At 35.1% G+C, this 26,869-nt stretch carries 24 protein-coding genes, 1 tRNA gene, 1 rRNA gene and 1 pseudogene; 5 read left to right on the top strand and 22 right to left on the bottom strand.

Annotation, left to right across the window (positions count from 1 at the left end):
• The 10 genes from MT489_RS18695 to MT489_RS18650 all read right to left on the bottom strand — a co-directional run.
• Positions 1-76, bottom strand: a 16S ribosomal RNA gene (locus MT489_RS18695); the annotation flags it as partial.
• A 664-nt stretch (positions 77-740) separates the two neighbouring features.
• Positions 741-1,217, bottom strand: a complete 477-nt coding sequence (locus tag MT489_RS18690) for a PfkB family carbohydrate kinase (protein WP_244683082.1) — start codon at positions 1,215-1,217, stop codon at positions 741-743.
• Positions 1,218-1,243: 26 nt separating this feature from the next.
• Entirely contained in the window at positions 1,244-1,897 is a 654-nt protein-coding gene (locus tag MT489_RS18685; protein ID WP_244683081.1) for a bifunctional 4-hydroxy-2-oxoglutarate aldolase/2-dehydro-3-deoxy-phosphogluconate aldolase, read from the bottom strand.
• Between the two features lie 162 nt (positions 1,898-2,059).
• Positions 2,060-3,424, bottom strand: coding sequence for a hypothetical protein (locus tag MT489_RS18680; protein ID WP_244683080.1), 1,365 nt, complete (start codon positions 3,422-3,424; stop codon positions 2,060-2,062).
• 175 nt (positions 3,425-3,599) lie between these two features.
• Positions 3,600-4,370 carry an SDR family oxidoreductase gene (locus MT489_RS18675; RefSeq protein WP_244683079.1) on the bottom strand — a complete coding sequence of 257 codons (771 nt, stop codon included), beginning with the start codon at positions 4,368-4,370 and terminating at the stop codon, positions 3,600-3,602.
• Positions 4,371-4,395: 25 nt separating this feature from the next.
• Entirely contained in the window at positions 4,396-5,667 is a 1,272-nt protein-coding gene (locus MT489_RS18670; protein WP_244683078.1) for a nickel pincer cofactor-dependent isomerase, group 22, read from the bottom strand.
• Positions 5,668-5,867: 200 nt separating this feature from the next.
• Positions 5,868-7,271, bottom strand: a complete 1,404-nt coding sequence (uxaC, locus tag MT489_RS18665) for a glucuronate isomerase (protein ID WP_244683077.1) — start codon at positions 7,269-7,271, stop codon at positions 5,868-5,870.
• Between the two features lie 84 nt (positions 7,272-7,355).
• Positions 7,356-8,201, bottom strand: coding sequence for an ATP-dependent sacrificial sulfur transferase LarE (gene larE, locus MT489_RS18660; RefSeq protein ID WP_244683076.1), 846 nt, complete (start codon positions 8,199-8,201; stop codon positions 7,356-7,358).
• A gap of 44 nt (positions 8,202-8,245) precedes the next feature.
• Positions 8,246-9,169: an AEC family transporter gene (locus tag MT489_RS18655; RefSeq protein ID WP_244683075.1), complete on the bottom strand. Its 924-nt coding sequence runs from the start codon at positions 9,167-9,169 to the stop codon at positions 8,246-8,248.
• 79 nt (positions 9,170-9,248) lie between these two features.
• Positions 9,249-10,748, bottom strand: a complete 1,500-nt coding sequence (locus tag MT489_RS18650; RefSeq protein WP_370876420.1) for a tagaturonate epimerase family protein — start codon at positions 10,746-10,748, stop codon at positions 9,249-9,251.
• A gap of 449 nt (positions 10,749-11,197) precedes the next feature.
• On the opposite strand from MT489_RS18650, the gene MT489_RS18645 reads away from it, so the two are divergent.
• Positions 11,198-12,187 (top strand): LacI family DNA-binding transcriptional regulator, encoded by a 990-nt coding sequence (locus tag MT489_RS18645; protein ID WP_244683074.1) that lies wholly within the window; start codon positions 11,198-11,200, stop codon positions 12,185-12,187.
• 28 nt (positions 12,188-12,215) lie between these two features.
• On the opposite strand, the gene MT489_RS18640 is transcribed toward MT489_RS18645, so the two are convergent.
• Positions 12,216-13,217, bottom strand: coding sequence for a bile acid:sodium symporter family protein (locus MT489_RS18640; RefSeq protein WP_244683073.1), 1,002 nt, complete (start codon positions 13,215-13,217; stop codon positions 12,216-12,218).
• A gap of 584 nt (positions 13,218-13,801) precedes the next feature.
• Between MT489_RS18640 and MT489_RS18635 the strand changes: the two genes are divergently transcribed.
• Positions 13,802-13,978: a hypothetical protein gene (locus MT489_RS18635; RefSeq protein WP_244683072.1), complete on the top strand. Its 177-nt coding sequence runs from the start codon at positions 13,802-13,804 to the stop codon at positions 13,976-13,978.
• A gap of 169 nt (positions 13,979-14,147) precedes the next feature.
• Here MT489_RS18635 and MT489_RS18630 read toward each other — a convergent pair whose 3' ends face one another.
• A complete protein-coding gene (locus MT489_RS18630; protein ID WP_244683071.1) occupies positions 14,148-15,050 on the bottom strand; it encodes a DMT family transporter in 903 nt (300 codons plus the stop codon).
• A 114-nt stretch (positions 15,051-15,164) separates the two neighbouring features.
• Between MT489_RS18630 and MT489_RS18625 the strand changes: the two genes are divergently transcribed.
• The 3 genes from MT489_RS18625 (at position 15,165) to MT489_RS18615 (ending at position 16,737) form a co-directional block, all read left to right on the top strand.
• Entirely contained in the window at positions 15,165-15,857 is a 693-nt protein-coding gene (locus MT489_RS18625; protein WP_244683070.1) for an MgtC/SapB family protein, read from the top strand.
• Positions 15,858-15,933: 76 nt separating this feature from the next.
• Positions 15,934-16,006: transfer RNA gene (locus tag MT489_RS18620), tRNA-Ala, on the top strand.
• A gap of 362 nt (positions 16,007-16,368) precedes the next feature.
• The gene (locus MT489_RS18615; RefSeq protein WP_244683069.1) at positions 16,369-16,737 is read left to right on the top strand and encodes a VOC family protein; all 369 of its coding nucleotides are present in this window, start codon (positions 16,369-16,371) and stop codon (positions 16,735-16,737) included.
• A gap of 382 nt (positions 16,738-17,119) precedes the next feature.
• Here MT489_RS18615 and MT489_RS18610 read toward each other — a convergent pair whose 3' ends face one another.
• From MT489_RS18610 to MT489_RS18565, 10 genes and pseudogenes are all read right to left on the bottom strand, one after another.
• Positions 17,120-18,616 (bottom strand): FGGY-family carbohydrate kinase, encoded by a 1,497-nt coding sequence (locus tag MT489_RS18610; protein WP_244683068.1) that lies wholly within the window; start codon positions 18,614-18,616, stop codon positions 17,120-17,122.
• Between the two features lie 45 nt (positions 18,617-18,661).
• Positions 18,662-19,249: an SIS domain-containing protein gene (locus tag MT489_RS18605; RefSeq protein WP_244683067.1), complete on the bottom strand. Its 588-nt coding sequence runs from the start codon at positions 19,247-19,249 to the stop codon at positions 18,662-18,664.
• Between the two features lie 169 nt (positions 19,250-19,418).
• Positions 19,419-20,345, bottom strand: coding sequence for an ROK family protein (locus MT489_RS18600; RefSeq protein ID WP_244683066.1), 927 nt, complete (start codon positions 20,343-20,345; stop codon positions 19,419-19,421).
• 235 nt (positions 20,346-20,580) lie between these two features.
• Positions 20,581-20,853, bottom strand: coding sequence for a DUF5776 domain-containing protein (locus MT489_RS18595; protein ID WP_244683094.1), 273 nt, complete (start codon positions 20,851-20,853; stop codon positions 20,581-20,583).
• A 189-nt stretch (positions 20,854-21,042) separates the two neighbouring features.
• Positions 21,043-21,594 (bottom strand): annotated as a pseudogene (locus MT489_RS18590) (N-acetylmuramoyl-L-alanine amidase family protein); the annotation flags it as partial.
• 197 nt (positions 21,595-21,791) lie between these two features.
• On the bottom strand, positions 21,792-22,514 hold the full coding sequence (locus tag MT489_RS18585) for a TerC family protein (protein ID WP_244683065.1): 723 nt from the start codon (positions 22,512-22,514) through the stop codon (positions 21,792-21,794).
• A gap of 112 nt (positions 22,515-22,626) precedes the next feature.
• Positions 22,627-22,848, bottom strand: coding sequence for a WYL domain-containing protein (locus MT489_RS18580; RefSeq protein ID WP_244683064.1), 222 nt, complete (start codon positions 22,846-22,848; stop codon positions 22,627-22,629).
• 61 nt (positions 22,849-22,909) lie between these two features.
• A complete protein-coding gene (locus MT489_RS18575) occupies positions 22,910-23,311 on the bottom strand; it encodes a YugN-like family protein (RefSeq protein ID WP_244683063.1) in 402 nt (133 codons plus the stop codon).
• Between the two features lie 228 nt (positions 23,312-23,539).
• Complete coding sequence (locus MT489_RS18570) at positions 23,540-24,889, bottom strand: glucose-6-phosphate isomerase (protein WP_244683062.1); 1,350 nt, start codon at positions 24,887-24,889, stop codon at positions 23,540-23,542.
• 573 nt (positions 24,890-25,462) lie between these two features.
• Positions 25,463-26,707 carry a Glu/Leu/Phe/Val family dehydrogenase gene (locus MT489_RS18565; RefSeq protein ID WP_244683061.1) on the bottom strand — a complete coding sequence of 415 codons (1,245 nt, stop codon included), beginning with the start codon at positions 26,705-26,707 and terminating at the stop codon, positions 25,463-25,465.
• Positions 26,708-26,869 lie beyond the last annotated feature (162 nt).

Below are 26,869 nucleotides of genomic sequence, written 5' to 3'. Positions count from 1 at the left end.
CATCCATTCGCTCGACTTGCATGTATTAGGCACGCCGCCAGCGTTCGTCCTGAGCCAGGATCAAACTCTCATTGAAGTTTGTAGCTCATTTGCTGGCAATGGTTTAAAACCATTGTTTTTAAAAATAATTTAACGTTCGTTTCGTTCAGTTTTCAAAGATCAAAGCTAACAATTTCTTAAATTAGCGACTTTCAAATAATAACACTTAATCTCTCAGTAGTCAATCACTTTTTTAAAAATAATTGTGATGAACTTTTTTCATTATTAAGTGACGTCCTTTTTCGGACGCTTATTAATATAACACAGTTATTTTATTTGCACAATACTATTTTAAAAATAATTTTGATTTAAATTATTGTATAGTAGATTTTAAATAGGCTTTTTTGTTATTGCAAATTTTTTTCTTCATATAATATCCTGAGAATTGGATAGTGTTAACTAACAATACCGTGTCACGATTTCATCGTGACACGGTATAAAGTTCTATTCTATTATCCTAATTTCCCCCAAAAATCTTTAAGCCTTTCTATATTTCTCACGTAAAAATTCAATACTATTATCAATATGAGGTTCCTTTGTATTTTTGTTTCCATTACCATTTAGTATTGATTTTTTTTCGATTGATCTTTCCTGTTTTCTTGATAAGCAAAAGCAGTAATTTCATCTACTGTAAAAATGATTGGCATCTCCATAAATCGTATGTTTTAAAGCAGCTCCAGCAGTAGCAAAAGCAACTGCTTTTAACGGATCCATTTCTTCCAAATTGTTACCCCATGTTCTTTTGCTTTTTGAAGAGATAATAGGGTCAACTCCTGCAAAGTTGGAGATAACGCAATAGTGATTCCCGTCACATGAAATAAATCTGCACCTTGAAAAATTTCATCAAACTTAATTTCATCATTGGTAAGTTGAGAAAAGCTGGAATGTTTACAACCATATATAACTTGTGATCCCCTTTCACCCACTCCTGTTTCCAAATAATAAGTCCCTAATCTTTCTCCCCCTTTTAAGAGATAATCTGTATGAATGCCAAAAGATTTTAAATGTTTTTCAGCTGTTTTTCCAAGCTGGTTTTCAGGAATTTTACTAACAATAAAGACGTCGTAACCAAAGTTTGCGAGCGAGACACCTACATTCGCTTCAGCTCCCCCATAATGAACATTAAACTGATTGGCAAGCTGTACCCGTTCACCGTACTTTGTAGAAAAACGGAGCAATATCTCTCAGAAAGTCACAATTTTTTTCACGTTAATGCCTCTCTAGCTTGTTGAACTTTACTTACATATTGCTCTGCATACCTAGTGATCAAGTCAAAATCTCCTGTTTTAGCTGGAGCCACTAGGTTCCCACCAACTCCCACAGCAACACAACCATTGTTAATCCATTGATCTATATTTTCTAAACTAACTCCTCCAGTAGGCATAAGGTTTACTTGAGGCAGCGGTGCTTTCACTGATTTGACGTAATCAGGTCCAAATGCATTTCCAGGAAATAGTTTTATAATGTCTACTCCATACTCAAGAGCATTTTTCATTTCAGTTATCGTCATACATCCAGGCATATAAGGAATTTGATATAAATTACATAATTTCGCTGTTTCGATATCAAAACTTGGACTTACTATATATTTAGCGCCTGCCAAAATTGCAATTCTCGCGGTTACAGCATCAAGTACCGTTCCAGCGCCAATAACAACGTTGTTATTTTCCCTGTAAAAAATAGAGAGTTCCTCAATGATCTCTACAGCACCTTGCACTGTAAATGTGATTTCAATTCCGCAAATTCCACCTTTTACACATGCTTCGGAAATCTTGATCGCTTCTTCCTTTGAGTCTGCTCTTACAACAGCTACTACACCACATTCAATTATTTTATTCATTACATTAAGCTTGTTCATATTGCACCACCAAAAATTAGTCATAAAATTTTTATTCTAGCTCGGGCATACGCTTTCATTATATATGACTACATACTAGATTACAAGAGTTACCGCTTTCATGGTTATATTTGTAAAATGGAGCTGTAGAGGGATTTTACCAACTACAGCTTCATTGATTAACTATAGTAGGAAATAAGCGACTATAGATCCAATTCCTCCAAACATGAGAGCATATGGCATATTCATCCATGTAATCTTGTATGGACTTTGCTTTGTATTCATTGCAGTTAAGGTAACGATTAGTCCATACGTGCTGACAGTTAAGGTTGCCATTGCACTCGTTACGATGACGATTGCCAGGCTAAGCGGATTAAACACTTCGATTAACGTTGTAATTAAACCCGTTAAAATCCCAATGATAGCAATCGGATGAATTCCAAACATACTCATTGTAATAAAGAGAAGTTGAATGACGAAAAAAATAAGTAATGGGTAATCAGCAACATAGTGAAAAGGCTTTTGAATTACATCGAGAAACGTTGTATTACTTAAACTATTTGAGAAAAAGGAAAGAGAAATAAACAACACTATAAAGTTCTGCATCGTATTCGTCTTCTGTTTCCACGTATTCCAGCCAAGAATTAGGAAGCTCCTCATCCTTTTAAGTACAAGCGACCAGATGAAAGAGAAAGGAAAAATTATCAAAGTTACAGATAATATAAAATTAATTTTTAATATACTTCCGCATAAAATGACAAGTAAAAGAAACATTCCTAGAGCAACAGTTAACTGGGCAAACCTTTTAATCAATACTTGTTTATTAAACTTCATTCTATTATCGATTTCATACGGGTGCTTTTTAAAATAAAATCTTCCCCACAGATTATCAAGAATAAATGTTAAAGTAGCAATCACTAATAACCAAGGTAGTAATGAAACATAATTAACACCTGTGACAAAAATTGTAACTGCTAATAAGATTTCTAGGGGGCTCCATAAAACTGCAAGAGAAAAGCTTCTCAAAGTCGACATACTCATAAATGAATTCCTTAGAGCTGTATCCATTTTGTCCAAATTCTCTTTTAATACATCTTGTGAAATCGATATGGCTGATAGATTAAGGAAAGCAGCCAAAGAAAGTGTTGTTGCTGAACTTCGTAAATATAATTTACCTAGATCCGTTACATTGTATTTCATCATCGTATTTAAACTTTTATCAAATCTCCCACTCCATACGACACTGCTCATCCACGGCAGCATACATAATAAAGTTAATAGAGCCATATTTGACGTTAAAGAATTGGGAATTTCGCTAATAGTTTTTTCTGTATAGAAAAATAAAACTCCTCCCACGATTAAAAATGACAATCCCAGTATTTTAAACAATCGTGATGCCTTAGAAAAAGATACTACTAGCATTATAAAGGCCAATAATCCGATGAAATAATTTATGCCTTCATTATCTATAAATATATTCATTATATGTAGGAGGAAAACTGTAGAATAAAAGATATAAAGATAGCGAGAAAGAAATTGATGTTTCATTTTTACCTCCAGAACGTCCATGACCATATTAAAAAAGGCTTTGGAGTGCTCCATAGCCTTTCATAATAAAAGCCTAACATTTTTCAAGTTGGTTGTCCTAACTTTAATTGTTGAATTTCGCTACGAATAACAATTATAAGAAAATAACAAATAGCTTGTACAAAAACACCTAAAATTAAATTGTCATACTTCCGAATCCACCATCAATACGAATGAACGTGCCCGTTACAAAACCAGATGCTTTATCGGAAGCTAAATACACAGCTGCTCCTTGAAGTTCTTCCGGATTTCCAAAACGATTCATCGGTGTGTGACCCATAATAGATGCGATTCGTTCTTCACTTAAGATTTTCCGATTCTGCTCAGCAGGAAAAAATCCAGGAATAATCGCATTTACACGAATCCCATAAGGAGCAAATTCTCTAGCCAAAAACTGTGTCACGCTATTCACACCTGCTTTTGAGGCCGAATAAGTGAATACTTTAGATAGTGGAGTTGTGGAAGATACAGATGAAATATTAATAATACTTCCTTTTCTGTTTTGCTCCACCATGCGTTTTGCAAAAATTTGCGTTGTAAATACAAGCCCTTTTAAATTAACATCCATTATATCGTCCCATTCTTCCATTTCTATTTCAAAGAAAGGAGTGGAACTGTTTTTTCCAGGTGCGTTTAATAAAATATCCCATCCACCTGACCAAGCTTCAATTTCTTTAGCAAGATTTTCTATTGATTCTCGTGAACTTACATCACCGTAAAAAGATCTAGCTTCTCCACCATTTACCTTAATTTCTTTTGTAACAGCTTCTGCCTTTTCTAAATTCCTTCCTACAATAGCAAGTTTCGCACCGTGGTCTGCCAACCCTTTTGCAATGGAACTGCCAAGTACGCTATTTCCACCAACTGCGACAGCGACTTTTCCTGACAAATCAAATAAATTGCTCACGATCTCTCCCCCATTTTTAGCGTCATTACTTTCTAAAATTTCCGACCTCATCAAAATCCATTTCGCTTAATTCAGATATTAGCTCCAAATTGGGATGCTCTTTAACATAATTGAGTAAAGCATCAGATACTTCAATCTCACTTATTTCCAAAGTATTTTTTATGCGAACTAATTTCACCTTACTAAAATCCAAAATATTACAAGTTTTAATAGCCGCTTTGATGCAGAGGAGATCGTTTGCCAAGGTAGTAGCAATTTTTGTAGGTGAAACGACTGTTGAAGTTAACCCATTTGCATAGGTCGCTTCTCTGTCCATCTTGTCTACAAGTCTCTGCGTTGTAAAGTCTGCCGTCCCCACTCCGTTTGCATTGCCTTCTGACTCTTTTGTTAAATCTAGGACAGCCATTTTGTTTACTTCTGGTCCACCATGCGCATACGGGGTTGGATAGCGTCCTGTAATATTGGGGTCCATTCCATCTCCACTAATGTTTTTTCCGATTTCATCGATGACGAGCACATCAATTTGATCAAAAAAGAGCTTTGGCAATAATTGTTTAGCTAACTTTTGTAACTCAATTTCCTTTTCTTCAATCTCATCAGGTGTTAAAACAGATACTTTTGCCACTTTATCAAAGGCATTTTCAACAGAAGCTACTCCGAATAAAATTGGCATTTTTTCCATAATCATTTTAGCCATCGCGGGGACATGCTCAGCCATATACTTAAAGCCAAGCTGATGACAAGCTTCCGCCCCTTTTTGTTTACCCAATCCAATACTGATCATTTTCATAATTCCACTTTCAACAGGACCACGAAAAGCTGTATGTGGTTTAACGCGGTTTAGTACAACAATACCGTCTGCTTGTGAGGCGATTTTATCGATATAAACTGGAAGTCCGTTCGGTAATTCTCCCAATTTTATTACTTCCATAGAAGAGCGAATTTCGGCTTTAACTGTTTCTTCTGTAACTCCTAAATGCTCAAGAACGCCTCTTTGTCCTTCAGCAGTTGCTCCTCCATGACTTCCCATACTTGGAACTATGAATGGCTTAGCACCTAATTCTTTTAAAAATTTGACCGTAATGGCAGTTATATCTACAATACGATCAACACCCCTGCTGCCAACCGCAATAGCAATTTCCATCCCAGGTTTTACATTTGATTTGATTTTTTCTTGATTCAATTCATCTCTTAACGCAGCTTCCAGGTTCTCAATACAACTCGAGTCAAAGTTTTGCCTGACTTTCACCATCTTCGGAAGCGGAATGTCTTTTAGCAATTCTTCTAATATACTCAAATTTATCACTCCCAACTTATTTCTTTCTATATTTGTATGTTGTTTCGTTCTAGATCTCGTTTTCTGCAGTGGTCTCCTACTCCAAATAAACCTATTGAGGATTAATACAGGGTAACTAATTGGACATGTTGATAAGGGCTACTCTTTACTGGAAAGTCTTACGGCTATCCAAAATTAAGCAGCCCTTACGGTAAGTTTTTTTATTTTTCTAATCCGAAATAACGTTTAGCATTTTCATAGCAAATATTGCTAACGTATTTTTCTAATAAGCTCATATCCTTTGGTACTTTGCCTTCTTCGACCCAAGTGCCCAGTAGGTTACATAAAATCCTTCTAAAATATTCGTGCCTTGGAAACGATAAAAAGCTTCGTGAATCGGTAAGCATCCCAATGAAGTTACTAATTAATCCGATATTCGCAAGTGTCTTCATTTGGTCTTCCATACCGTCAATTGTGTCGTTATACCACCATGCCGTACCAAACTGTACTTTTCCTGGTACTTCAGAGCTTTGGTAGTTACCAGCCATCGATGCAAGAACATCATAATCTCTTGCATTCAAACTATATAGGATGGTTTTTGGTAATTTATCATTTTGCTCTAACGAATCGAGAAGACCTGCTAATTTATTGGCGATTAACAAATCTCCAATTGAGTCAAAGCCTGTGTCAGGACCTACCTTCTTAAACATGCGTTTATTATTATTGCGAAGTGCACCTAAATGAAGCTGCATGGCCCAGCCTTTATCTGCGTACCATTCACCAAGAGCAAGAAATGTATATGTCTTAAATTTTTCGGCTTCTTCTTCCGATACATCTTCTCCACTCAAACGCTTTTTGAAGATTTGGTCGACTTCTTGTTTGGAAACTTCTTTGTAAAACATTACATCAATACCATGATCGGAACTTTTACAACCATGCTCGGCAAAAAAATCTACTCGCTCGGATAAAGAGGTAAGAAATGCATCATAATTTTCAATAGATGAATTAGTTACTTCCCCTAATTTTTCGACCCATGGCAAAAAGGTTTCTCTTTCAATAAATAATCCCTTATCAGGTCGGAACGAAGGAGAAACTGTCACTTCAAATCCTTCTTCTTTCAAAGCGCGATGGCTGTCAAGGTTGTCTGTTGGATCATCTGTAGTTCCAACAAATTCAACTTTATCTTTTTTCAAGATGGAACGTACGGATAGTTCAGGAGCGGATAGTTTTTTATTCGCCTCTTCCCAAATAGCCGGAGCGGATTTTTCATTTAATATTTCATCGATATCAAAATATCTTAATAATTCCAAATGAGTCCAGTGATATAAGGGATTACCGAGTGTGTTAGGAACCGTTTCAGACCATTTCAAAAATTTCTCGTAACCGCTTTTATTTCCTGTAATGTAATCTTCTTGGATTCCATTTGCACGCATGGCACGCCATTTATAATGATCTCCACCGAGCCAAATATCTGCAATATTATCAAAATTTTTATCTTCTAAAATCTCATCTTGTTTTAAATGATTATGATAGTCAATGATTGGCAAATCTTTTGCTGTATTATGAAAAAGCTCTTTTGCCGTTTCATTATATAGTAAAAAATCATCTGTAATAAAAGTTTTCATGAATCATTCAACATCCTTTCATTTAGAGGAGCGCGTTCATTGCTTATGTACTGCACACATACTTTTAAGATGACAGCATTATTTTTATATAGATACAACCGTTGAATACAATGCTTTTGAATCATCAGGTAAAACTTCGTTCATGCTGCCAGTACGATATCCGAGTAAATCAATCGATACATAGGAAAAGCCTAATATAACAAGTTTCTTATGAATTAACTCATTATGTTCTAGTAATTTTGAGATTTCATCCTGCTTCACTTCTATGCGAGCTACATCACCGTGATGGCGGACACGTACGGTAGAAATGCCAAGTGATAGTATAAATAGTTCTGCTTCATTAACTTGGTCAATTTTTTTCTGGTCTAACTTAACTCCATATGGAATTCTAGATGCTAAACTGCAGGATGCAGGTTTATTCCAAACTGGAACTGAAAATAATTGCGCTAGCTCTCTAACTTCATGCTTGTATAACCCTGCCTCTTGAAGAACACTTCGAACTCCTTCTTCGTTTCTGGCTTTCAACCCAGGTCGAAAATCTTCCATATCATCCATAATCATTCCATCTAACACATAATGATAGTTAAGTTCCTTTGCCAATTCCTTTAAATGAGAGTAGAGCATTTTTTTACTGTGATACCAGCTATCCGGATTATTTGCTACGATGAATGGGTTTTTCAATTCCTTCATTTCAGTCTGATGGACTTGTACCCCCATTTCCTCTGCCAACTTTACCGCACCTTCAAACTCCTCTTTCCGGAATAATTCAGAATAAACGACAACAGCCAAGACTTGATCGCCAAGTTCTTGCTTAGCCCTCTCTAAAAGTAGGGCACTATCTACACCACCCGAAAAAGCGACTAATACTCGTCCCATATCTTTTAACATATTTCCAAGTATCCGATTCTTCTTTGCTAGAAGATCATTCATAATCAACTTCCTCCTTTCTTTTTTCAATAAGACTCTATTAAATACTAAGAAAATAATATCCTTGATAAATAAATAATGAAGGTAACTGTTATCGCACTGCTAAATGTAGAGAATAAAACAATCTGTGCTGCAAAATGTGGATGGTTATTATACTCTTCAGCTATGACCGCGCTATTAACAGACGTTGGCATTGCTGATGCAATAAACAATGCTTGTGCCATAACACCTTTCATTCCAAAGATGAAAATAATAGCTAGAGCAATCGCTGGTCCTATTATTAATCGAAGGAGCAAGCTGAAATAAACATTAGACAATCCAGAAGTAAACTTTATTTCAGCAACTTGTGCTCCCAATGTAAATAACGCAAGGGCAACCATACTATTTGCTATATAATTTGCAGGAACATAAATAAATGATGGGAGCGCTATGTCCAACACATTTAAACTTATTCCGAAAATCATCGCATATAACACCGGCATTTTAAAATAATTTAAGAGCGCTTTTAATTTACCTGTATTCACGGCTTGCAACGAAAATATGCCATATGAAAATACGAAAATATTTTGCAGCGTCAACATGATGACTTGAATAGACATTGCAAAAGGATCACTTCTAAATACCAAATCGTTTACTGGAACTCCATAGTTACCAGAGTTAAAAAACATGACACTATTAGTGAAGGTCGTATTTTTTCTTTTTTCAAGACCGATTGCCTTTCCTAAAATATAGGAAATCACGTATAGAATGGCAACATATGTGATGAAGAAAAACAAAACTGTAAAAAAAAGATTAGCAGAGAATTTTGTATTATATAACTTTGCAAAAATAAACCCTGGAACAAGAAAATAAATATTGAGTCTTGCTAAGGTTTGAATATTTAAACTTAATTTTCTTTGAATGAAAAAACCTATACCCATTATGATGAAAACGGGTAAGATAATATCTTTTAATATGAAAAGTAACTCCATCTAGCAGTTGCCCCTTTCAGTTGTGAAAAATAACGAATTCCCTGCCAAATGGAAAATCCAGTTTTTTCAGTACGTCCTTTTATAGTCCCAACGTATCTAAATGCTTCCCAATATGAAGAACAAGAGATCTAGTATATTCATCTTCATGCTCGTCAAGTGTTTTAAAGAAATCTTCCTTAAACAATGACTCACCGTTTTCGTCTTTTGCGGTTAAAATTAACCCATAAGTGACATGGAGGACCTGACGAGCAGCATCATTATTCATATAGTCTGCTAGGTTTTCATCCGAAACAGAGTCTAGTAGAGCAATAGTGTTCATGTCAGGAGTTATATGATAATATTTTAACGCTTCATCTAAATTATCCAATGCAAACGCATGCATTCTTCTATACAAGTCAGGATTCGTTTCTGCAATAACTCTGACGGCTTCAAGCCAGTTTGTACCTGCAGTCTTTACATGGACGACACCTTTTGTATATTTTGCGATGATAGGGAACACTGTAAATTTATCACTGCCTGAATGGATACTAAGCTTATATCCAAAATACTCCGCAATCAAAGCATGCTCACTTAATTCACGTTCGAATTGTTTAACATCGCCAATATAATCGATTCCTTTTTGAAATTCTCCACAGAATCTTGGAGCAAGACTATTCACCTTAACTCCTTTTGATGTTAATTCATTAGCAACGAAGAAATGTGCCATTGGAGAAGTAATCGTTTCTGTTTCGTCAATTGAAATTTCAAAGTCAAAGTCACGATCTAGCTTGCTAATGTATTCACCATAAACGTGAACCATATATTTAAGAGCTTCGTTGTACTCTAAAACATATTTTACCAATGTTTCCTCATTAAAAGAAATGGCTAATCCTTTTACATCAAAAGTTTGATTCAAATATCTTTCGTTATAGTAATCTTGTACTTCTAGGGGAAGTTTTTCAAATTCAATTTTGACTTCCTCTAATGACTTAGCATCAATTCCTATTGGGATATAATCCGAACAATCTAATGTTAACATTGAGATTCCAAGTTCTAATGCCATCTTGATGTCATCTTCCTGCTTAATATGGTCGCCATCTGCGCCATATCCACCTTCATATCCTTCTTGGAAAACAGCAAATGCCGCTGCATCTAGCATATCATTCATCGTACGATTCGTTAAAGTTAATTCTCGTATACTTTGCTGTGCAAGTATTGGTTTTACGCGATGTCCTTTAATTGCTTCAATATGGCCAGGCGATGCAATCCCTAATCGGTCTCCCAATCCCATCGTAGCAATCTCTGTACCGAATGCACGTGGAACGGTAAAATCGAAAAAACGATTTAGAACGAGACGATTTTCATGACTCAAAGGGCATGCCTTTCCACTTCCAACATTCTTACCTTGTAAATCATCGAAAAGGGTTCCTTCACCGACGGCAAGAAGGTATCTATTACCATTTGCTTTTACCATTAATAATCGGACATTATCATATTCTTTAAATGATTTTTCATAGACTTTTACACTAGTATTACTAGAAGCAATATTACCTTTTTCTAATTCTTCGATTACGGACTGTAATTTTTCGATTTTTATCACCCTTTATATTGTTGTAATGGTTGGAGAATTATTAAGATTAAAGCGTTATCATTTTTAATATATATATTTAAATAACAACGTTGTTATTACAATGATAGTTGATTTAATTAGTTTTCGCAATGTGTGAATTTACTTTTTGTCATTTTAAATCTATTACTTTTTTTTCCATTATAGGTGCTTTCCTTAGCAGCGACATGGAACTCGAATACTTACTTCAACTCAATCAAACCTTCTGAGTAGTAAAACTTAGAACTTTGACTTGTAGATCTTCAAGTTGTTTGATTTCGAGAAGGGAGCGTCTAACTAGACAGCAAAAGTTTTAGAAATTAAAAAAACATAGACTTTATTATAAAACAAAAACGCTTATGCCTAAATAAAATTATGAAAACGTTGTTATTCTGTGATACATTAAATAAAGATAATTTTAAAATAACATTAGGTGAAATAGTATGAGTGTAACTATTAAAGATATCGCAAAAATAGCTGGGGTAAGTTATTCCACTGTTTCCAAAGCGTTAAATGATAGTCCGTTAGTCAAGCCTATGACAAAAAAAAGAATTCTAAAAGTAGCAAAAGAAATGGGATATAAACCAAATTTTGCTGCTCAAAGGCTTGTTTCTAAGCAAACTAAAATCATTGGTTTAATATGGCCAACTATTGAAAGAGTGGTTCTCTCTACTTTAGTTACGAATATTAGCAATGAAATTAGAAAAACACCGTACTCTATGATTCTTTCTGTCGAGCCGATTCCTTCATCACTCGATACATTTAGAAGGTTTCAAGTGGACGGAGTCATTTTATTCGACGAGAATATTGATATTTCTATTGAGCCAAATAGTATCCCTTTCCTTGTTTACGGAGTTGCAGAGAATGAAAATAATCATTATCCAATCGTTGATCCCAATCATGAACAAGCAATGTTAGAAGCAGTTAAATATTTGCATTCAGAATTAGGACATACAAATATTGCTTATATTGGTGATTTTTCCAAAACTGATCGTATGCAAATGGAAAAATTAAAGGGATTCAAAAAAGCTATGAATCACTTTGGTTTATCAATTGACCAACAATTTTTAGTCGATACTCATGGCCTTGATTGGTATGATGGCTATCAGGCTGTTAGCAAACTGTTGGAAAGTACTGATCGGCCGACTGCAATTGTTGGAGGGAGCTATGATATAAGCGGTGGAATTCTCCGCGGTTTAAAAGAAAAAAAGCTTCAAATTCCAACCGATATTTCAATTATTAGTTATGATAACATCCCGCAAATGGCAAATATGGAAATCCCTTTATCAAGTATTGGAGTTCCAGTTGATCAATTAGCAGCGGAAATTGTTCGTTCTATCATAGAGATTATCGAGAATAAAAAAATTGATCCTAGTATTCGAAAAATGATTCCCGAACTAAACATCCGTCAATCTTGTGGTAAAATGAATTAATATAGCAAAAAACCTTTTAAAGAATTCTTTAGAAGGTTTTTTGCTTAGTCATTATTATATTATTCCTTTGTAAAAGAACGATTTTTTTCTGTTTTTTCTCCACATACTTAGAAATTATTTTCCCTGCCATGGACGCTAGAAATTGTTGGAATAACACAGCTGTTACAGTAGGAAATGCGACAGATGCCGGAAAATATGAAACTGCCAAAGCAGCCCCTACCCCTGTATTACGCATTCCGCTATTATACATAAGGCTAATGGCAACCGAATCATCCCACTTAAATAACTTAGCTATTACAAATCCTGTCACATAGGCAAAACAAGCCATGAGAAACACAATAATCGCTAAAATAATAGTCTTTCCATCCATCTGCTTAAAAAATGGAGCAACTACTGCACTATTGATAAGTATAACTAAAAAAATTGCCATTTTTGAAAACGGTGCTAATTTTGAAGAAAGAATTGATGTATGCTTGTTTTTTAATAGTTGATTTGCTAATAAGCCGAGTAAGGATGGGATTACTACCATGATTAAAAGCCCAATCATCAATCCGGCTATATCCATTTCAACTTGCGCCCCAACTAAAATATTTAATGTGAAAGGTACAAGGATTGGGGATAGAAGTGTATTTACTAGAATAATTGCTAAAGTAACAGCTCGATTCCCACCATAAATCGATACCCACATCAATGTGATAACACCTGTAGGAATCGTAAAAGCCAAAACAAACCCAATGATGATATAGGGGTCATCATTAAATAGTGCCTTTCCAACAACAAAAGCGATGAAAGGTAAAACTCCTTGGATAATCAGCATTCCTATAATTACCGGAAGCGGTTTCGTCAAAGTCGTTCGTAATTCCTTTACGTTCAATCCAATGCAGCTTGCAAAACTGATAAATGCAAACACCCATTTAACAACATAAGATATGGAGCTTAAAGAGGAAAAAATGGTCACTCCAAGCACAACACTAATTGGTGTCAAATACGGCATCCAATGTTGCAAAAAAGCATTTGTACGATTTAACAACTAACATTCCTCATTTCACTTTTAAACTACGCTGCAAATAATGCTTAATTCGAGAAAAGGGATGTTCCCCACTTACTTGAATAATCTTAATAAGAACTATCCCAAGTTCAGCTAATTCACCAATAGATATAGCAAATGCACCATTTACGCCATTCCATTCTGGGAATAACTCAACAAATATTAATAAAAAAGTAAACAGTTGCTAAATTGGTAATTTGACCTGGAAGCATACGTTTTGTTCGTTTTTTTAACATTAAAATAACCGTTCAGAAAAAATAACCCATGGAAAAAGCAAATCACTAAATAACAAAATGTTAATACTACCCAAATTAACACGGTCTTTAAATATAGTAAAACAGATAATAGTTGTCAAATTAGGACTAGGCCGTGAGTATACTGTAAGTTTCTCAAGTATAAATCTTATAATTATTATCGTGCAAGTTGAATTCTTTGTATTTTTTTGACGCAAAAATATTACTTTTCACTCATTAAAAATAGGACATTTTGAAAATAATTGATTCATGTTTACAAGATAAGAATCATATATATAACCAACTCTATTTATTAAGTAGGTGAAATTCAAAATGCTAACAAAAATCGCACTAATAATTGCTATTTTGATGACTGTTTATTTATTTTCGTATTCGTATATCGAAGCATTAAGGATTTCAAATTCCGAAGAACGAGTTACCGGCGGGACCTTCATTTTTTCATCAATTATGGCTTTTGTATTTTCTGGTCTTACATATCTGTTTATTTAAGTTTTAAAGATGCAAGCTTTTATCGATGGAAAAAGCGAAGGCGACTGAATAGATAAAGCTAATTAAGAGTCTTCGCCTTCCGCTACAATTAACAAGTTAAAAAATCAAAATAAATTACTTACTCATTGATAAACCCGTGTATGTATATGCACGGTTATTCTTTTTTCCATTAACTAGATTCCATACTCTGTACAACTTTGGATTTTTTCTCTTGAAAAAGAAACAAAGTGACACTTATGATAATGATTAAACCACCTATGATTTGGGTCCAAATAATGGATTCATTTAATATATAAACTGCTAAGATTGCTGCACCTACTGGCTCAAATAAAATCGCCATTGAAATAGTGGATGTGCTTAACCATTTTAAAGACCAATTAAATAGGGTATGTCCTAATAATGTAGGGATTAATGCTAGCAATAAAAAATATATCCAATCAGCTGATGGATAAGGATACAATCTAGATCCTGTAAACAGAACATATATAAATAAAACAATCGAGCTAATAAAATAAACGGTAAAAGTATAAGCAATTAGCGAAATACGCTTTCTAACTTCTTGTCCAAATAGTAGGTATGCGGTAATGAACGCGCATGCAGCTAAAGCTAAGAAATCACCATATAATGCAGAACCGCTTATTTTGAAATCACCCCAGCTAATAATGACACTCCCGAAAATAGCAATAATAGCACAGAGGATTGCTTTTGAAGAAAATTTTTCATTAAATAACAAAAAAGTGCCGACAAAAGCAAATAATGGCTGGAGTGTTACCAAAACCGTTGAACTTGCAACAGTGGTGTAATTGAGTGACTCGAACCACAAAATAAAATGGAAAGCTAAAAAAATTCCTGCGATAATGGAAAATGACCATTCCTTTGTATTCATTAAGAAAACTTCTTTTATGTATTTAGGGAAGAATATAGGTATCATCAATACTACGCTGAAAAATAAACGATAAAAAGCGATAACCGCTGCGTCTGCAGAAGATAATTTTACAAATATAGCAGATGTCGACACAGACAAAACACCCACAATTAATGCAAAATAAGGGTTTATTTTTGGATTATCCATCTGTTTCTCCTTAATATTAGGTTCTAGGTTGTTTTCATCATGTTTTACTTAAAATTTTTATGTTAACATTTTACCATACATATATACATCTTTAGAGGGGAGGAGAAAGTTATATTGGATTATTTAGATTTAGAACTATTATTGAAACTTGGTATATCTGCTCTCTTAGGATTAATTATTGGACTTGAACGAGAATTAAAAAGAAAACCACTTGGACTTAAAACAAGTCTAGTGATTTCTATTATTAGCTGTTTATTAACCATAGTATCCATTGAATCAGCTTATATTTTTCCAGGGAGCGATAATGTTCGGATACAAATGGACCCACTCCGTTTAGCTGCACAAATTGTATCAGGTATTGGTTTTCTAGGGGCAGGGGTCATTTTACGAAGAGGCAACGACCACATATCTGGTCTTACAACGGCAGCGATGATTTGGGGGGCAGCCGGTATTGGGATTACTGTTGGGGCTGGTTTTTATATCGAAGCCGTTGCTGGTGTAATATTGTTAATTATTAGCGTGGAATTTATTCCTTATACACTAATTAAAATTGGTCCAAAGAAATTATTAAAAAGAGATATAATCATTAAAATTACAGTAAGTAAACAAGAGAGCTTAGAAAGGGTAATAGAAAAATTACAAGAAGATAAAATTACTATCTCCCACACTCGAATAAAAGATCAGAAGGATAGTTCCAGCCATCTCCTCGAACTAAAAACGAGAGTAAATATAAATCGACCTATTACGAATGTATACTATTCAATATCTAAAATTGATGATGTACAAAGTATTGAAATTATAAGTTAAAATCCTTTGCGTAAAAAATACCCTTGCACATTTTACAAAAGTTATTATAATAAGATATGTAGTTCAAATAAATGTCGGGGGATTAGCTCAGCTGGGAGAGCGCTTCGCTGGCAGCGAAGAGGTCAGCGGTTCGAACCCGCTATTCTCCATCAAGCAAAAAGCTTGCAAAACCTTTAATAATAAGGTGCTGCAAGCTTTTTTGTATTATTTCCTTATCAGTTTATTCAAGGCCTGACACATTTTAACCTATACTCTCCTTTTTCCATAAACCTGCTGGTTAGTAGAATAGCTTCAACAAAAATAATTCATCTATTTACCATGTACTCGATATCAGGTAAAAATTCATATAAATTTTCCGGTCATCGCTTATTAAGTTAATAACACAGTGTCTCCCACTAGTTCAAAAATACAGAGCCTCTATAATTTGAATTTTTCCACTATCGGAATAGTCAATTATAGACTATGATATAAAAGTAGAATACATACTATTTTCCGTCGGGAGGAATACATTATGAAAATGGAACATGTAGGAATTATGGTCAATAACATGGATGAATCATTAGCATTTTATCAAAACATCCTTGGTTTAAAATTAAGAAATAGAGAGTGGTTAAATGACACTGTTGAACTTGCCTTTTTATATTTTCCACAGCAACCAAGTGTAGAGGTTGAACTTGTGTTTGGTGTTCAGGTTGAAAACGAAGGAATCGTGAACCACTTAGCCTTTACTGTTGAAGACATTGAGGCCGAACTCATACGCTTTAAGGAAGCAGGTGTAAAATTAATAGATGAAGAACCTCGAACCATTTTAAATGATAAAGTTAAAATTGCCTTTTTTGAAGGTCCGAATGGTGAGAAGCTAGAATTGGTAGAAAGATAAGTGAATATCAATAGGAGACTAAAAAAAGAGATATTTTCACGAACCAATTACAATTTTTTGTCATCTATGAACTTAGAAGATTGATGAATGAATAGGAGTTGGGTAGCGTATTTGGAAAATGGACAAATCTATTATCTAAATCACAGCCTTTATTCATTTTACACTTTTGCACTGCCATCAATTTTTCTTCCACCATACGGAAATGGGATCCAATCCTTAGGATTTGGCCCCATTTTGCATCCACATTCATTTGGCAGAATGATAGTAAATTAAAACAAGTTTAGACAAGACAAAGATGAATTGGGATCCTTTTATGTAACAATTCAAAAACGCCACTCGACTTAATAAAGAAAGGTGGCGTTTCTGAGGATAATTCTCAATTTTATTGTTTTTGATAATAGTTTCGAAGTAGTTCTTCCATCTTAAGAAATTCGTTTGTATAAACTTCTTGATAAGTAGTTTGATTCTTTTCGTTTGGAGTGATTTCCTTATGAAATTGGCTACTAATCTTGTCAATCGCTTCTTGTTCATCACGATAAATACCACTTCCAATTCCCGCAGCCATTGCAGCACCAAGTAAAGTTGACTCGCTTATATCAGGAATTGAATAAGAACATCCCGAGACGTCTGCTTTTATTTGCATCCAATATTTATTTTTTGTACCACCGCCTACAGCCACAACCTTCGTAATTTCTTTTCCCGCAATTTCTTCTGCAGATTTTTGAACTAATTTCAATTGATAAGCTGTACCTTCAAGTATTGACTTAATAATGTCTTTCTTTCCGTGATTTTTCTCTAATCCGATAAAAGCGGCTTTTGCATATGGATTCGGATTTGGTGCCCCGCTTCCAGATAAATAGGGAAAGTATAGTATTCCAGAAGGACCTTCTGAAGTTTCCGCAAGTAATTGAAGCATTTCATCATACGTTAGTTGAGTATCTGAAAGTTGAGATCGCATCCATTCTATCGATCCTCCAGAAGAGGGATTTCCCCCCATCCAAAAATTACGATTTTTTACGACGTGACAACCATAGGATAATCCTGTTCTGTATTCTTTTTCTCCAAGTTTGCGCTCTTTAAAAGCTCCGACTAATGTTTCTGCTGTCCCCATTGAGTCTAGAACTGTTTCCGGATTCACTGCTCCAACAGCTAAGGCTGCACAAACATGATCATGACCGGAAACAGCTACAGGTGTACCTTTTGATAACCCGAATTCAATACACTCTTGATTACTTACTTCTCCAATCGGCGTTCCCGCTAGGTGAGCATCAGGAAATAAAGAATCTTCTAATCCAAAACTATTTAACCAGGGAACATCCCATGTTTTTTCATCAATTCTAAAGCCATACGTTCTAGCCGCAAGCGAGTAATCTGTTCCAAATTCTCCCGTAAGCTTATAAGCGATAAAATCAGAAGCCGAGAGCCAAATAGCATCATTTGTAATACCGGAATCTTTTTGTTTTAACCATAACAACTTAGGTAGTCCATATTTAAAGCTTGGTCGCAGGCCTGATTTAGAAAAACGTTCAATAGGATCGGATGACCTCACAATGAACTCCGCTTCTTCCATGGCACGTTTATCAAACCATGGTATCATTTCTGTTTTTGATAATCCTGATCTTTTATCAATGAGCAACCCTGTTTCTGCCATACTTGTAATACCAATCACAGCAATAGAATTCTTAAAATCTTTAATCGCTTCTTCAATATTCGAAGATACTATTTCCCATATTTCATCCGGATGATAAAAAGCTTGTCCGTTTTCTCGATAATGAGTTTTCGTCGGACGGCTTGCGATTTTCATACATTTTCCATTCACATCAAACACAGCAGCCTTACAATTTGTAGTTCCTATATCAATACCTAGTAGCATCTTCATATTATTATTCCTCCAAATAATTGTTTAACTAATAACCTATTTAGTTTACTCAGCTAATAATGCCCCTTGTCTCTCATTCTCTTTCTTCAAAAATTGTGAGATTACATGGTTCACATACATATGAACATCCTCCACCACTCCGTAATCGTTGGATGGTATGACAAGGGAAATGTCTGATAGACCTTTCATTCTTCCTTCTTTTTCTCCGACTAACGATATTACTTGTGCCCCCAGATCTTTTGCATACTGAAAAGCACGAACTACATTTTCAGAGTTACCAGATACGGAAAGTCCAATAACAATATCTTCGGGATTTAAAAGATTTTTTAACTGTTCTACAAATATATCCGAATAATTAATATCATTACCATAAGCTGTCATAAGTGGAATTTGATCAGTCAAACTTAAAATCTTAAGCCTCTTTACTCCATCTACATTCACGCCTTTTCCAAAATCACACGCCCAGTGAGATGCTGAAGAAGCACTCCCACCGTTACCTAATACAAAAATTTGTTGATTTTTTTCAGTTGAATTTTTAATAGTCTCATAAATTTTTTCAATGATGTTTATATCTAATTGTTGAATGACTTTTAACCACTCAGCTTGGTATTGACTATAGTAGGATCGAAACAATTTGTTCAGCTCCTTTTATTGTTTTCTTAGTGTTTATTTTATGTAAAAGCATATAAGTGAGTTTACTGTTCTAATAAAGTATGCAGCTCTTTTCTTAAACAATAATTAATATTGAATTCCAAAATTCATTAAAAATTTTTTATAAGAGAAACACGTTTTAGAAAAGAACCTATTCATTTGAATATATCAAACTTACTGCCCCAATTAAGCCTGCTTCATAACCAAGTGCCGTTTTTAATATGGGCATACTTTTATTCGTTTCATCAATAACTGCAGATTGAAATGTAGTTCGTATGTGCGGTTCAAGCAAATCATATGATAAACTAACTCCACCACCAATTATAATTGCTCCAGGATTCAAAACATTTGCGGCATATGAAAGTGCACGTCCTATGTATTCACCAGCTTGTTTATAAATATCTAAGGCTGTTTTATTTCCGTTATACGCTAATTCAGCTACATTTTTAGAAGTAGCTGGTAACAAACTCATTTTTTCGGCCATTTTCGCAATTGCTGTCCCAGATGCATGAGCCTCTAAACATCCTCGATTACCGCAACCGCAAAGATTGCCATTTTCCCATTCAACAACTAAATGCCCAATCTCACCAGCAATGAAATGCTCACCTTCATAAATTTTTCGTTCGATTATAACTCCACCACCAATTCCAGTGCTGATCGTTACCCAAAGGAAATGTTGAAATTCTTTTCCTCTTCCAAATACAAGTTCTCCCAATGCGCAGGCATTTACATCATTTGCAATTCGAATCGGTATTTCTGGCCATATTTCTTGAAGATAGCTTTTGACAGGAACACTTTTCCATCCAGCATAGGGAGCATGAATTAAAATTCCTTTTTTAGGATCAGCCAATCCAGGTACATTCACACCAATCCCAAGAAGTGATTGATCATGAATGCCAATCTTTTTCATGCAATTACGTAGTGATTCAATACACTTATCAATATGGATTTTAGGCTCAACATCGATTTCAGTCGGAAATTGCTGACTCACCAAAATGTTTCCAGAATGATCCACTAGACCTATTAGAGTCTTCGTCCCACCGATATCAATACCTGCTACTATTTTTTGATTGAACAAAATATCCCCTCCTTATGTGAAATGTTTGTTCTTTACAAATTGACATTTAAAATTATACTTTTTTCAAAAATTATAGTGGTTACATTATGTTGGTACTTTATTGTTTTACTATATTAGATATGTTTGCGCTATCAATGTCAATGAATATTCTATACATTCATAATACAAATAATAATTTTTTTATTCATATAAAAAACCGTAAAACTAAACTTAAAGTAGTTTTACGGTAATGAGCCTAAAGCTTTTCTATATACTGAGGGTTAGCTGTAATGTATTTTCCACTTTTTAATTTGTACATTTTTGATCCATTTACTGTAAGAGTGTCTACAACTGTAAACACTTCTCCCTTTTTAGCTATTCCTTCTCGAGCATTCCAGTCAGGTTTATTGTAGTACCATAATTCATCGGCTGTCACTCTGATTCGAAATGTGTTTAATGCTGTAGTGACATTATTATTAGGATTAATCCAACTTCCAGGGACTCCTTTTTGTTTTGTAACGTTTATCATCCCATCATATCGCTTGTAAACGTAATAATCTCCTTTTTTCACCGTGCTTTTTTTATTTTCTCCCGTCTTAGCATCAGCTGCTGTATAGTAACCCGCTACCGCCTTGTTAACTTGGTATCTTTGATCACCCATTTCTCGGTTAGATGAAGAACCATCCGATGGTGAGGAAGCAACTGACACTTGTTCAGCACTTTTCCTTTTTAACTTTAACGCTTTTTCTAATCCATTAGCATGGCCTCTCGCAATCTTGTCCAAAAAGGACGATTGGCGTAATAAATTTGCGTCATGGGCATTGTCAATAAATCCATTTTCAGTCAATATACTTTGCATATGAGACTCCCGGACCATATGAAAATCAGCTTCTTTTTTTCCTCGATCAATGAATCCGGTTGTTTTTATTACTTCATCGTGTATGATATTGCGTTTTTGGTTTGTAGCAGATCGGCTAGGAAAGCTCCCAATATAAATATAACTTTCAAAACCGGAACCTCCACTTGCGTTTATATGAATAGAAAGTAAAAAATCTGCATTCCAAGCATTTGCTGCATTAGTTCGCTCGTTTAACGAAACTGTTTGATTACCTGTACGACTCAGCTTTACTTGCACGTCGTCATATTCATTTAACAAAATGTTTACTAGTCTTTTGGAAATGCTTAACGTCAAATCTTTCTCACGCAAACCATATCCAGTTGCTCCAAAGTCAGAGCCTCCATGTCCTGGGTCGATAAAGATTTTCACCACGTCTAATCTTCTCCTTCGCGTTTAATTATCACGATTGAAAGCAAACTCCTTAGAATTTAGTTGGTACACTTAGACCTTCAGCCCCTTCTACCTATAATGATATGAATATACTCTGATTAAGGTCACCTCTAGTAAAATAAAAAAACAACCGACTACCTTGAATGGTAATCGGTTGTTCCTGTAAGTTGAAAATTTTATTAGCTATACTGCTGGCGTTCTTTTCTTTTATATGCGATTCTTTTATTAGTAAAGTATCCTGCTAGGAGAACAAGTAAGGTAATGCATGCAATAGTTAAATAGGTCATAAGCCCTTCAGAAATACCTACCAACTCGTCAATATGCTTGTCCTTTAAAAGCATTTCTCCAGCTGTCCATGCCAGAATTCCTGAACCCGCATATGCAATCCAATGATACTTGTCCATAACTTTAACAATAAATTTAGAGCCGAAAATCATAATCGGAATACTGATAGCAACTCCTAAAGCAATCATTACTACATGACCATCAGCTGCACCAGCTACTGCTACAACATTATCCAAGCTCATAACAGCATCAGCCATTATAATTGTTCCTACCGCCTTCATGAATCCGTTATGTGATGAAATGTGCGTTTCATCTTTCCCGCCAACTAAAACAGTGTATGCAATCCATAAAAGCAATAAACCACCAATAATATTTACAAAGGGAATCTGCAATAACCAAACGATGATAATGGCAAAAAGAACTCGCAAAATTACTGCTCCAGCCGTTCCCCATATTATAGCCTTATTTTGAAGTTCCTTCGGTAAGCTTCTTGTTGCCATTGCAATTACAATCGCATTATCACCGGATAATACTATATCGATTGCGATGATTTTCAATAATGCGATGATGGCTGCCGAGGTAAACGTAATTCCTAGTATCGTTGTCGCTATATCCATTTTCCGTTTCCTTCCTTCTAAGGAATTTAACTTTTTAATTATATCATAATTTCTATCCTGCTTCTATAAACTAGCTAGAATTGGAAATTTAGGATATAGCACTTTATTAAAATTATGCTCCTCTAAAATACTTCTTCCTTGGAACAGTAATGGAAAGAATATTTTCCAACTTGAAGAGTCTTTCTTCTCTACGTAAATAACAGAAGGCTTTAAACGTTGATTCTCCTATTGCCAAAACTTTAATTGTCCTTTGAGTTACAACTTTTTTATCCGATAAATAAATCATTTCTAACTTAATTCCGGATCTTAAAGATTCCGCAAGAAGTCTCTTCATTTAATAAACCTCCTTTGAAATATTATAGAACAAACGTTCGTAAAAATCAATGATGTTTTAATTAAGATAAAATTGTTTCCAGCTCGTTAACTAAATCTTTTCCCATTTGAATATACTTTTTGTCAAGGTTTCCGTCTGGATCCTCTGGTTCAGAAAACTGGTTAAATGAAGCGGACATATTACTACTATCAGCATAGTCATCCAATCCCTTTTGATATACATGCTCAAGAACAAAAGGGGTTCCTAATTTTACAATTACCCCAGGGCTATCAAGCTCTCCATGTACAGCTATAAATGGAACACGCAGAAATTGGTAGCCACCTTCATCTGCCATTTTGTAATCAAAAAAGCCTCGATCATAATCCCAATTACCACCAATGACATATCCCTTAGGTTTTAAAAGTTGTTCCAGCTTATGTAAATTAAATTCCTTACCCTCTATAGTTGAATTAATTTCAAACACTTTACAACACTCCTTTGTTTTCAATCTAGTATTCCTTTGACAACGGGAGGTTATTCCAAGGAACAGACTTGTTTTCGTTAAGTTTATTGTTATTAGTAAAATTCCCACTCTTTTCTCGTATCATAAAAATTATATATGTATGTTCTCATTTTTAAAATTAAGTAGAAAAGTAATCGTGAGGAACAGAGGGAAATAAAAATAGCACCTACATCGCGTAGGTGCTACACATTATTTTAATCTTTTTTCCAATTCTGCTTTTTTCTCTTCGAATCCTGGTTTTCCAAGGAGTGCAAACATATTAACTTTATATGCTTCTACTCCAGGTTGGTCAAATGGATTCACACCGAGTAAATAACCACTAATTGCACATGCTTTCTCGAAGAAATATACTAGATATCCGAAAGTGTAGGCGTCCATAGCAGGAATTTCTACCACTAAATTTGGAACACCACCATCGGTATGAGCTAAAAGCGTTCCTTCAAATGCTTTATCATTTACGAAATCAACCGTTTTGCCCTCTAAATAATTTAATCCGTCCAAATCACCTTCTTCACTTTCGATAACTAATTCATGGCGTGGATTTTTTACCTTAATAACAGTTTCGAACAAATCACGACGGCCTTCTTGAACGTATTGTCCTAATGAATGAAGGTCTGTAGAAAAATTAGCAGAAGCTGGGAATATTCCTTTTTGATCTTTCCCTTCACTTTCTCCAAATAGTTGTTTCCACCACTCGGAAAAATACTGCAAGCCTGGCTCATAATTAATGAGCATTTCAATCGTTTTTCCTTTATTGTATAAAGCATTTCGAATCGCAGCATACTGGTAGGAAATATTTTTATCAAGCTCAGGGCTGCTAAATTCGTCGCTGGCATCTGCAGCACCTTTCATCATTTCCTCAATTTCGACTCCGCTCACCGCAATTGGAAGCAACCCAACAGCTGTCAAAACAGAATACCTTCCCCCAACATCATCAGGGATTACAAATGATTCGTATCCTTCTTCGTTTGCTAAAGTCTTTAAAGCACCTTTTGCTTGGTCAGTCGTAGCATAAATTCTTTTTCTAGCTTCTTCTGCACCATACTTTTCTTCTAGAAGTTTGCGGAATATGCGGAATGCAAGTGCAGGCTCGGTCGTTGTTCCGGATTTAGAAATAACATTGATCGAGAAATCCTTTCCATCAAGCAAATCCATTAAGTCCTTCATATACGTTGAGCTAATATTGTTTCCTACAAAAAAGACTTGAGGAGTTTTGCGCTGTTCAGAAGACTGTGCATTGTAAAAGCTATGATTAAGCATTTCAATAGCAGCTCTAGCACCTAGGTAAGATCCACCAATTCCGATAACAAGTAATACATCACTATCTTCTTTAATTTTATCAGCTGCTTTTTTTATACGAGAGAATTCTTCACGATCATACTCGTGTGGAAGTTCTACCCAACCTGTATAATCCTTTCCAGCTCCTGTTTTTTCATGTAATTGTTTATGAGCTGTTTCCACAGCGGCTTGCAAGTATGTAATTTCATGTTCACCGAAAAAACTTAATGCTTTTGAGTAATCAAACTTTAGATATCCCATCACTTTTCCTCCTTATGTACAAAATCTATATGGTAATACTCTAGCTGAACAGGGAGAGATTTTCAAGAAAATATATGTTAAAGGAGATATCTTTACGGAAAACAAATATACTTTTCATTATTAGGTTTAAAATAATTTCTTTATTGCTAAACAATATGATTATAAACTGGGCAAGGATTTCACATAAGTCAGGTAACCCTTTATTATTTTCTCACATTCCTTAGAGTGCCTAAAGGAGGATTGATTTCCTTTGGCAATGATTTTTGCAGTCTTAAGGGTGCCAATACTCCGATTGATTACCTTTAATTACGATTGTCACATTTCTCACGGAACCAATACTCTTCCTTATTGACTTTACCTTTCTTAGGGCATCAATAGCAGGATTGGTTTCCTTTAGTAACTATTTTTACATTCCTTACGGACCTATACGATTTTCACCTTTCTTAGGCATCAATCCAAGATTCACTGCCCTAATAAATAACGCCTTAAAATTATAGCGTTACACTTATTAAAAATTCCCCTTCAAAAAATACCACAGTTCACTCTGAACTGTGGTATTTTCAATCACTAATATTATACCCATCCTCTAAAACGGGAAGCTTCTGCTACGTTTCGTAAGCCAACCATATATGCTGCTAGGCGCATATTTACTCTTCGGCTTTCGGCAGTATTGTATACATTTTCGAACGACTCGACAAGTTTTGTGCGAAGTTTTTCGTTGACTTCTTCTTCCGTCCAATAATATCCTTGGTTGTTTTGGACCCATTCGAAATAAGAAACGGTAACCCCACCTGCACTTGCAAGTACATCCGGAACTAGTAAAACTCCTCTTTCACTTAATATTCGTGTTGCTTCCTCGGTAGTCGGGCCGTTTGCAGCCTCAACAACGATGGATGCCTTAATATTATGAGCATTATCTGCAGTAATTTGATTTGCAACTGCAGCAGGAACTATGATGTCGCAATCAAGTTCAAATAATTCTTTATTTGTAATAGTATTATCAAATAAAGTTGTTACAGTACCGAAGCTATCTCTACGATCTAGTAAATAGTCGATATCGAGCCCATCAGGATCGTGTAATGCTCCATAAGCATCGGAAATTCCTACAATTTTAGCTCCAGCATCATATAAAAACTTAGAAAGGAAGCTTCCAGCATTTCCAAATCCTTGAATAACAATTCTAGAATTTTTTAAATTAATACCTCGTTTTTTAGCAGCTTCTTCAATACAAATGGTTACACCTTGAGCAGTGGCCTTTTCTCTACCTTGTGAACCACCAAGCACAATTGGCTTTCCAGTAATAAATCCTGGAGAATCATTTTCACGGAGACGGCTATATTCATCCATCATCCAAGCCATGATTTGTGAGTTTGTGTACACATCGGGTGCCGGAATGTCTTTTGTAGGTCCAACAATTTGACTTATGGCACGAACATACCCACGGCTAAGACGTTCAATTTCACCCATTGACATTGTCCGTGGATCGCATATTATTCCACCTTTACCTCCACCATAAGGGAGGTTAACGATTCCACATTTTATACTCATCCACATCGACATAGCTTTTACTTCTTCTTCCGTGACATCTGGATGAAAACGGACCCCACCTTTTGTAGGACCAACTGAATCATTATGTTGTGCACGAAAACCTGTGTAAACGTTGACTGATCCATCATCCATTCTTACAGGAATGCGTACAGTTAACATTCTCATTGGTTCTTTTAAAAGCTCATACATTTCCTCACCAAAACCAAGCTTATGGAGGCCATCTTTAATTACCTCTTGTGTTGATGTAAATAGGTTAAGATTTTCTGCCATTGTTATTTTTCGCCTCTTTATTGTGTAATCAGATTCAATGACTCCTTGGCGGAATTTCACCTAAACTTTTATAAGCTAATTCGAAAAAAGTTTAGGTATCCGCCGACTGCATTAACTAAATTCAACAAAAGTTTATCTCTTGCTAATTGTCGGTTACTAGAT

Source organism: Lederbergia wuyishanensis (assembly GCF_022900255.1).
In the GTDB taxonomy this organism is placed as follows: Bacteria; Bacillota; Bacilli; order Bacillales; family Bacillaceae_C; genus Lederbergia; species Lederbergia wuyishanensis.
This window is presented reverse-complemented; position numbering and strand designations above follow the sequence as displayed.

Bases quoted from the DNA above. Each gene is read 5' to 3' on its own strand.
- MT489_RS18630 (WP_244683071.1), bottom strand. From the start codon at position 15,050: ATGGATAATCCAAAAATAAACCCTTATTTTGCATTAATTGTGGGTGTT.
- MT489_RS18580 (WP_244683064.1), bottom strand. From the start codon at position 22,848: ATGAAGAGACTTCTTGCGGAATCTTTAAGATCCGGAATTAAGTTAGAA.
- MT489_RS18595 (WP_244683094.1), bottom strand. From the start codon at position 20,853: ATGATAAACGTTACAAAACAAAAAGGAGTCCCTGGAAGTTGGATTAAT.
- MT489_RS18655 (WP_244683075.1), bottom strand. From the start codon at position 9,169: ATGGAGTTACTTTTCATATTAAAAGATATTATCTTACCCGTTTTCATC.
- MT489_RS18645 (WP_244683074.1), top strand. From the start codon at position 11,198: ATGAGTGTAACTATTAAAGATATCGCAAAAATAGCTGGGGTAAGTTAT.
- MT489_RS18610 (WP_244683068.1), bottom strand. From the start codon at position 18,616: ATGAAGATGCTACTAGGTATTGATATAGGAACTACAAATTGTAAGGCT.
- MT489_RS18570 (WP_244683062.1), bottom strand. From the start codon at position 24,889: ATGGGATATCTAAAGTTTGATTACTCAAAAGCATTAAGTTTTTTCGGT.
- MT489_RS18680 (WP_244683080.1), bottom strand. From the start codon at position 3,424: ATGAAACATCAATTTCTTTCTCGCTATCTTTATATCTTTTATTCTACA.
- MT489_RS18565 (WP_244683061.1), bottom strand. From the start codon at position 26,707: ATGGCAGAAAATCTTAACCTATTTACATCAACACAAGAGGTAATTAAA.
- MT489_RS18685 (WP_244683081.1), bottom strand. From the start codon at position 1,897: ATGAACAAGCTTAATGTAATGAATAAAATAATTGAATGTGGTGTAGTA.
- MT489_RS18615 (WP_244683069.1), top strand. From the start codon at position 16,369: ATGAAAATGGAACATGTAGGAATTATGGTCAATAACATGGATGAATCA.
- larE (WP_244683076.1), bottom strand. From the start codon at position 8,201: ATGAATGATCTTCTAGCAAAGAAGAATCGGATACTTGGAAATATGTTA.
- MT489_RS18635 (WP_244683072.1), top strand. From the start codon at position 13,802: ATGCTAACAAAAATCGCACTAATAATTGCTATTTTGATGACTGTTTAT.
- MT489_RS18585 (WP_244683065.1), bottom strand. From the start codon at position 22,514: ATGGATATAGCGACAACGATACTAGGAATTACGTTTACCTCGGCAGCC.
- uxaC (WP_244683077.1), bottom strand. From the start codon at position 7,271: ATGAAAACTTTTATTACAGATGATTTTTTACTATATAATGAAACGGCA.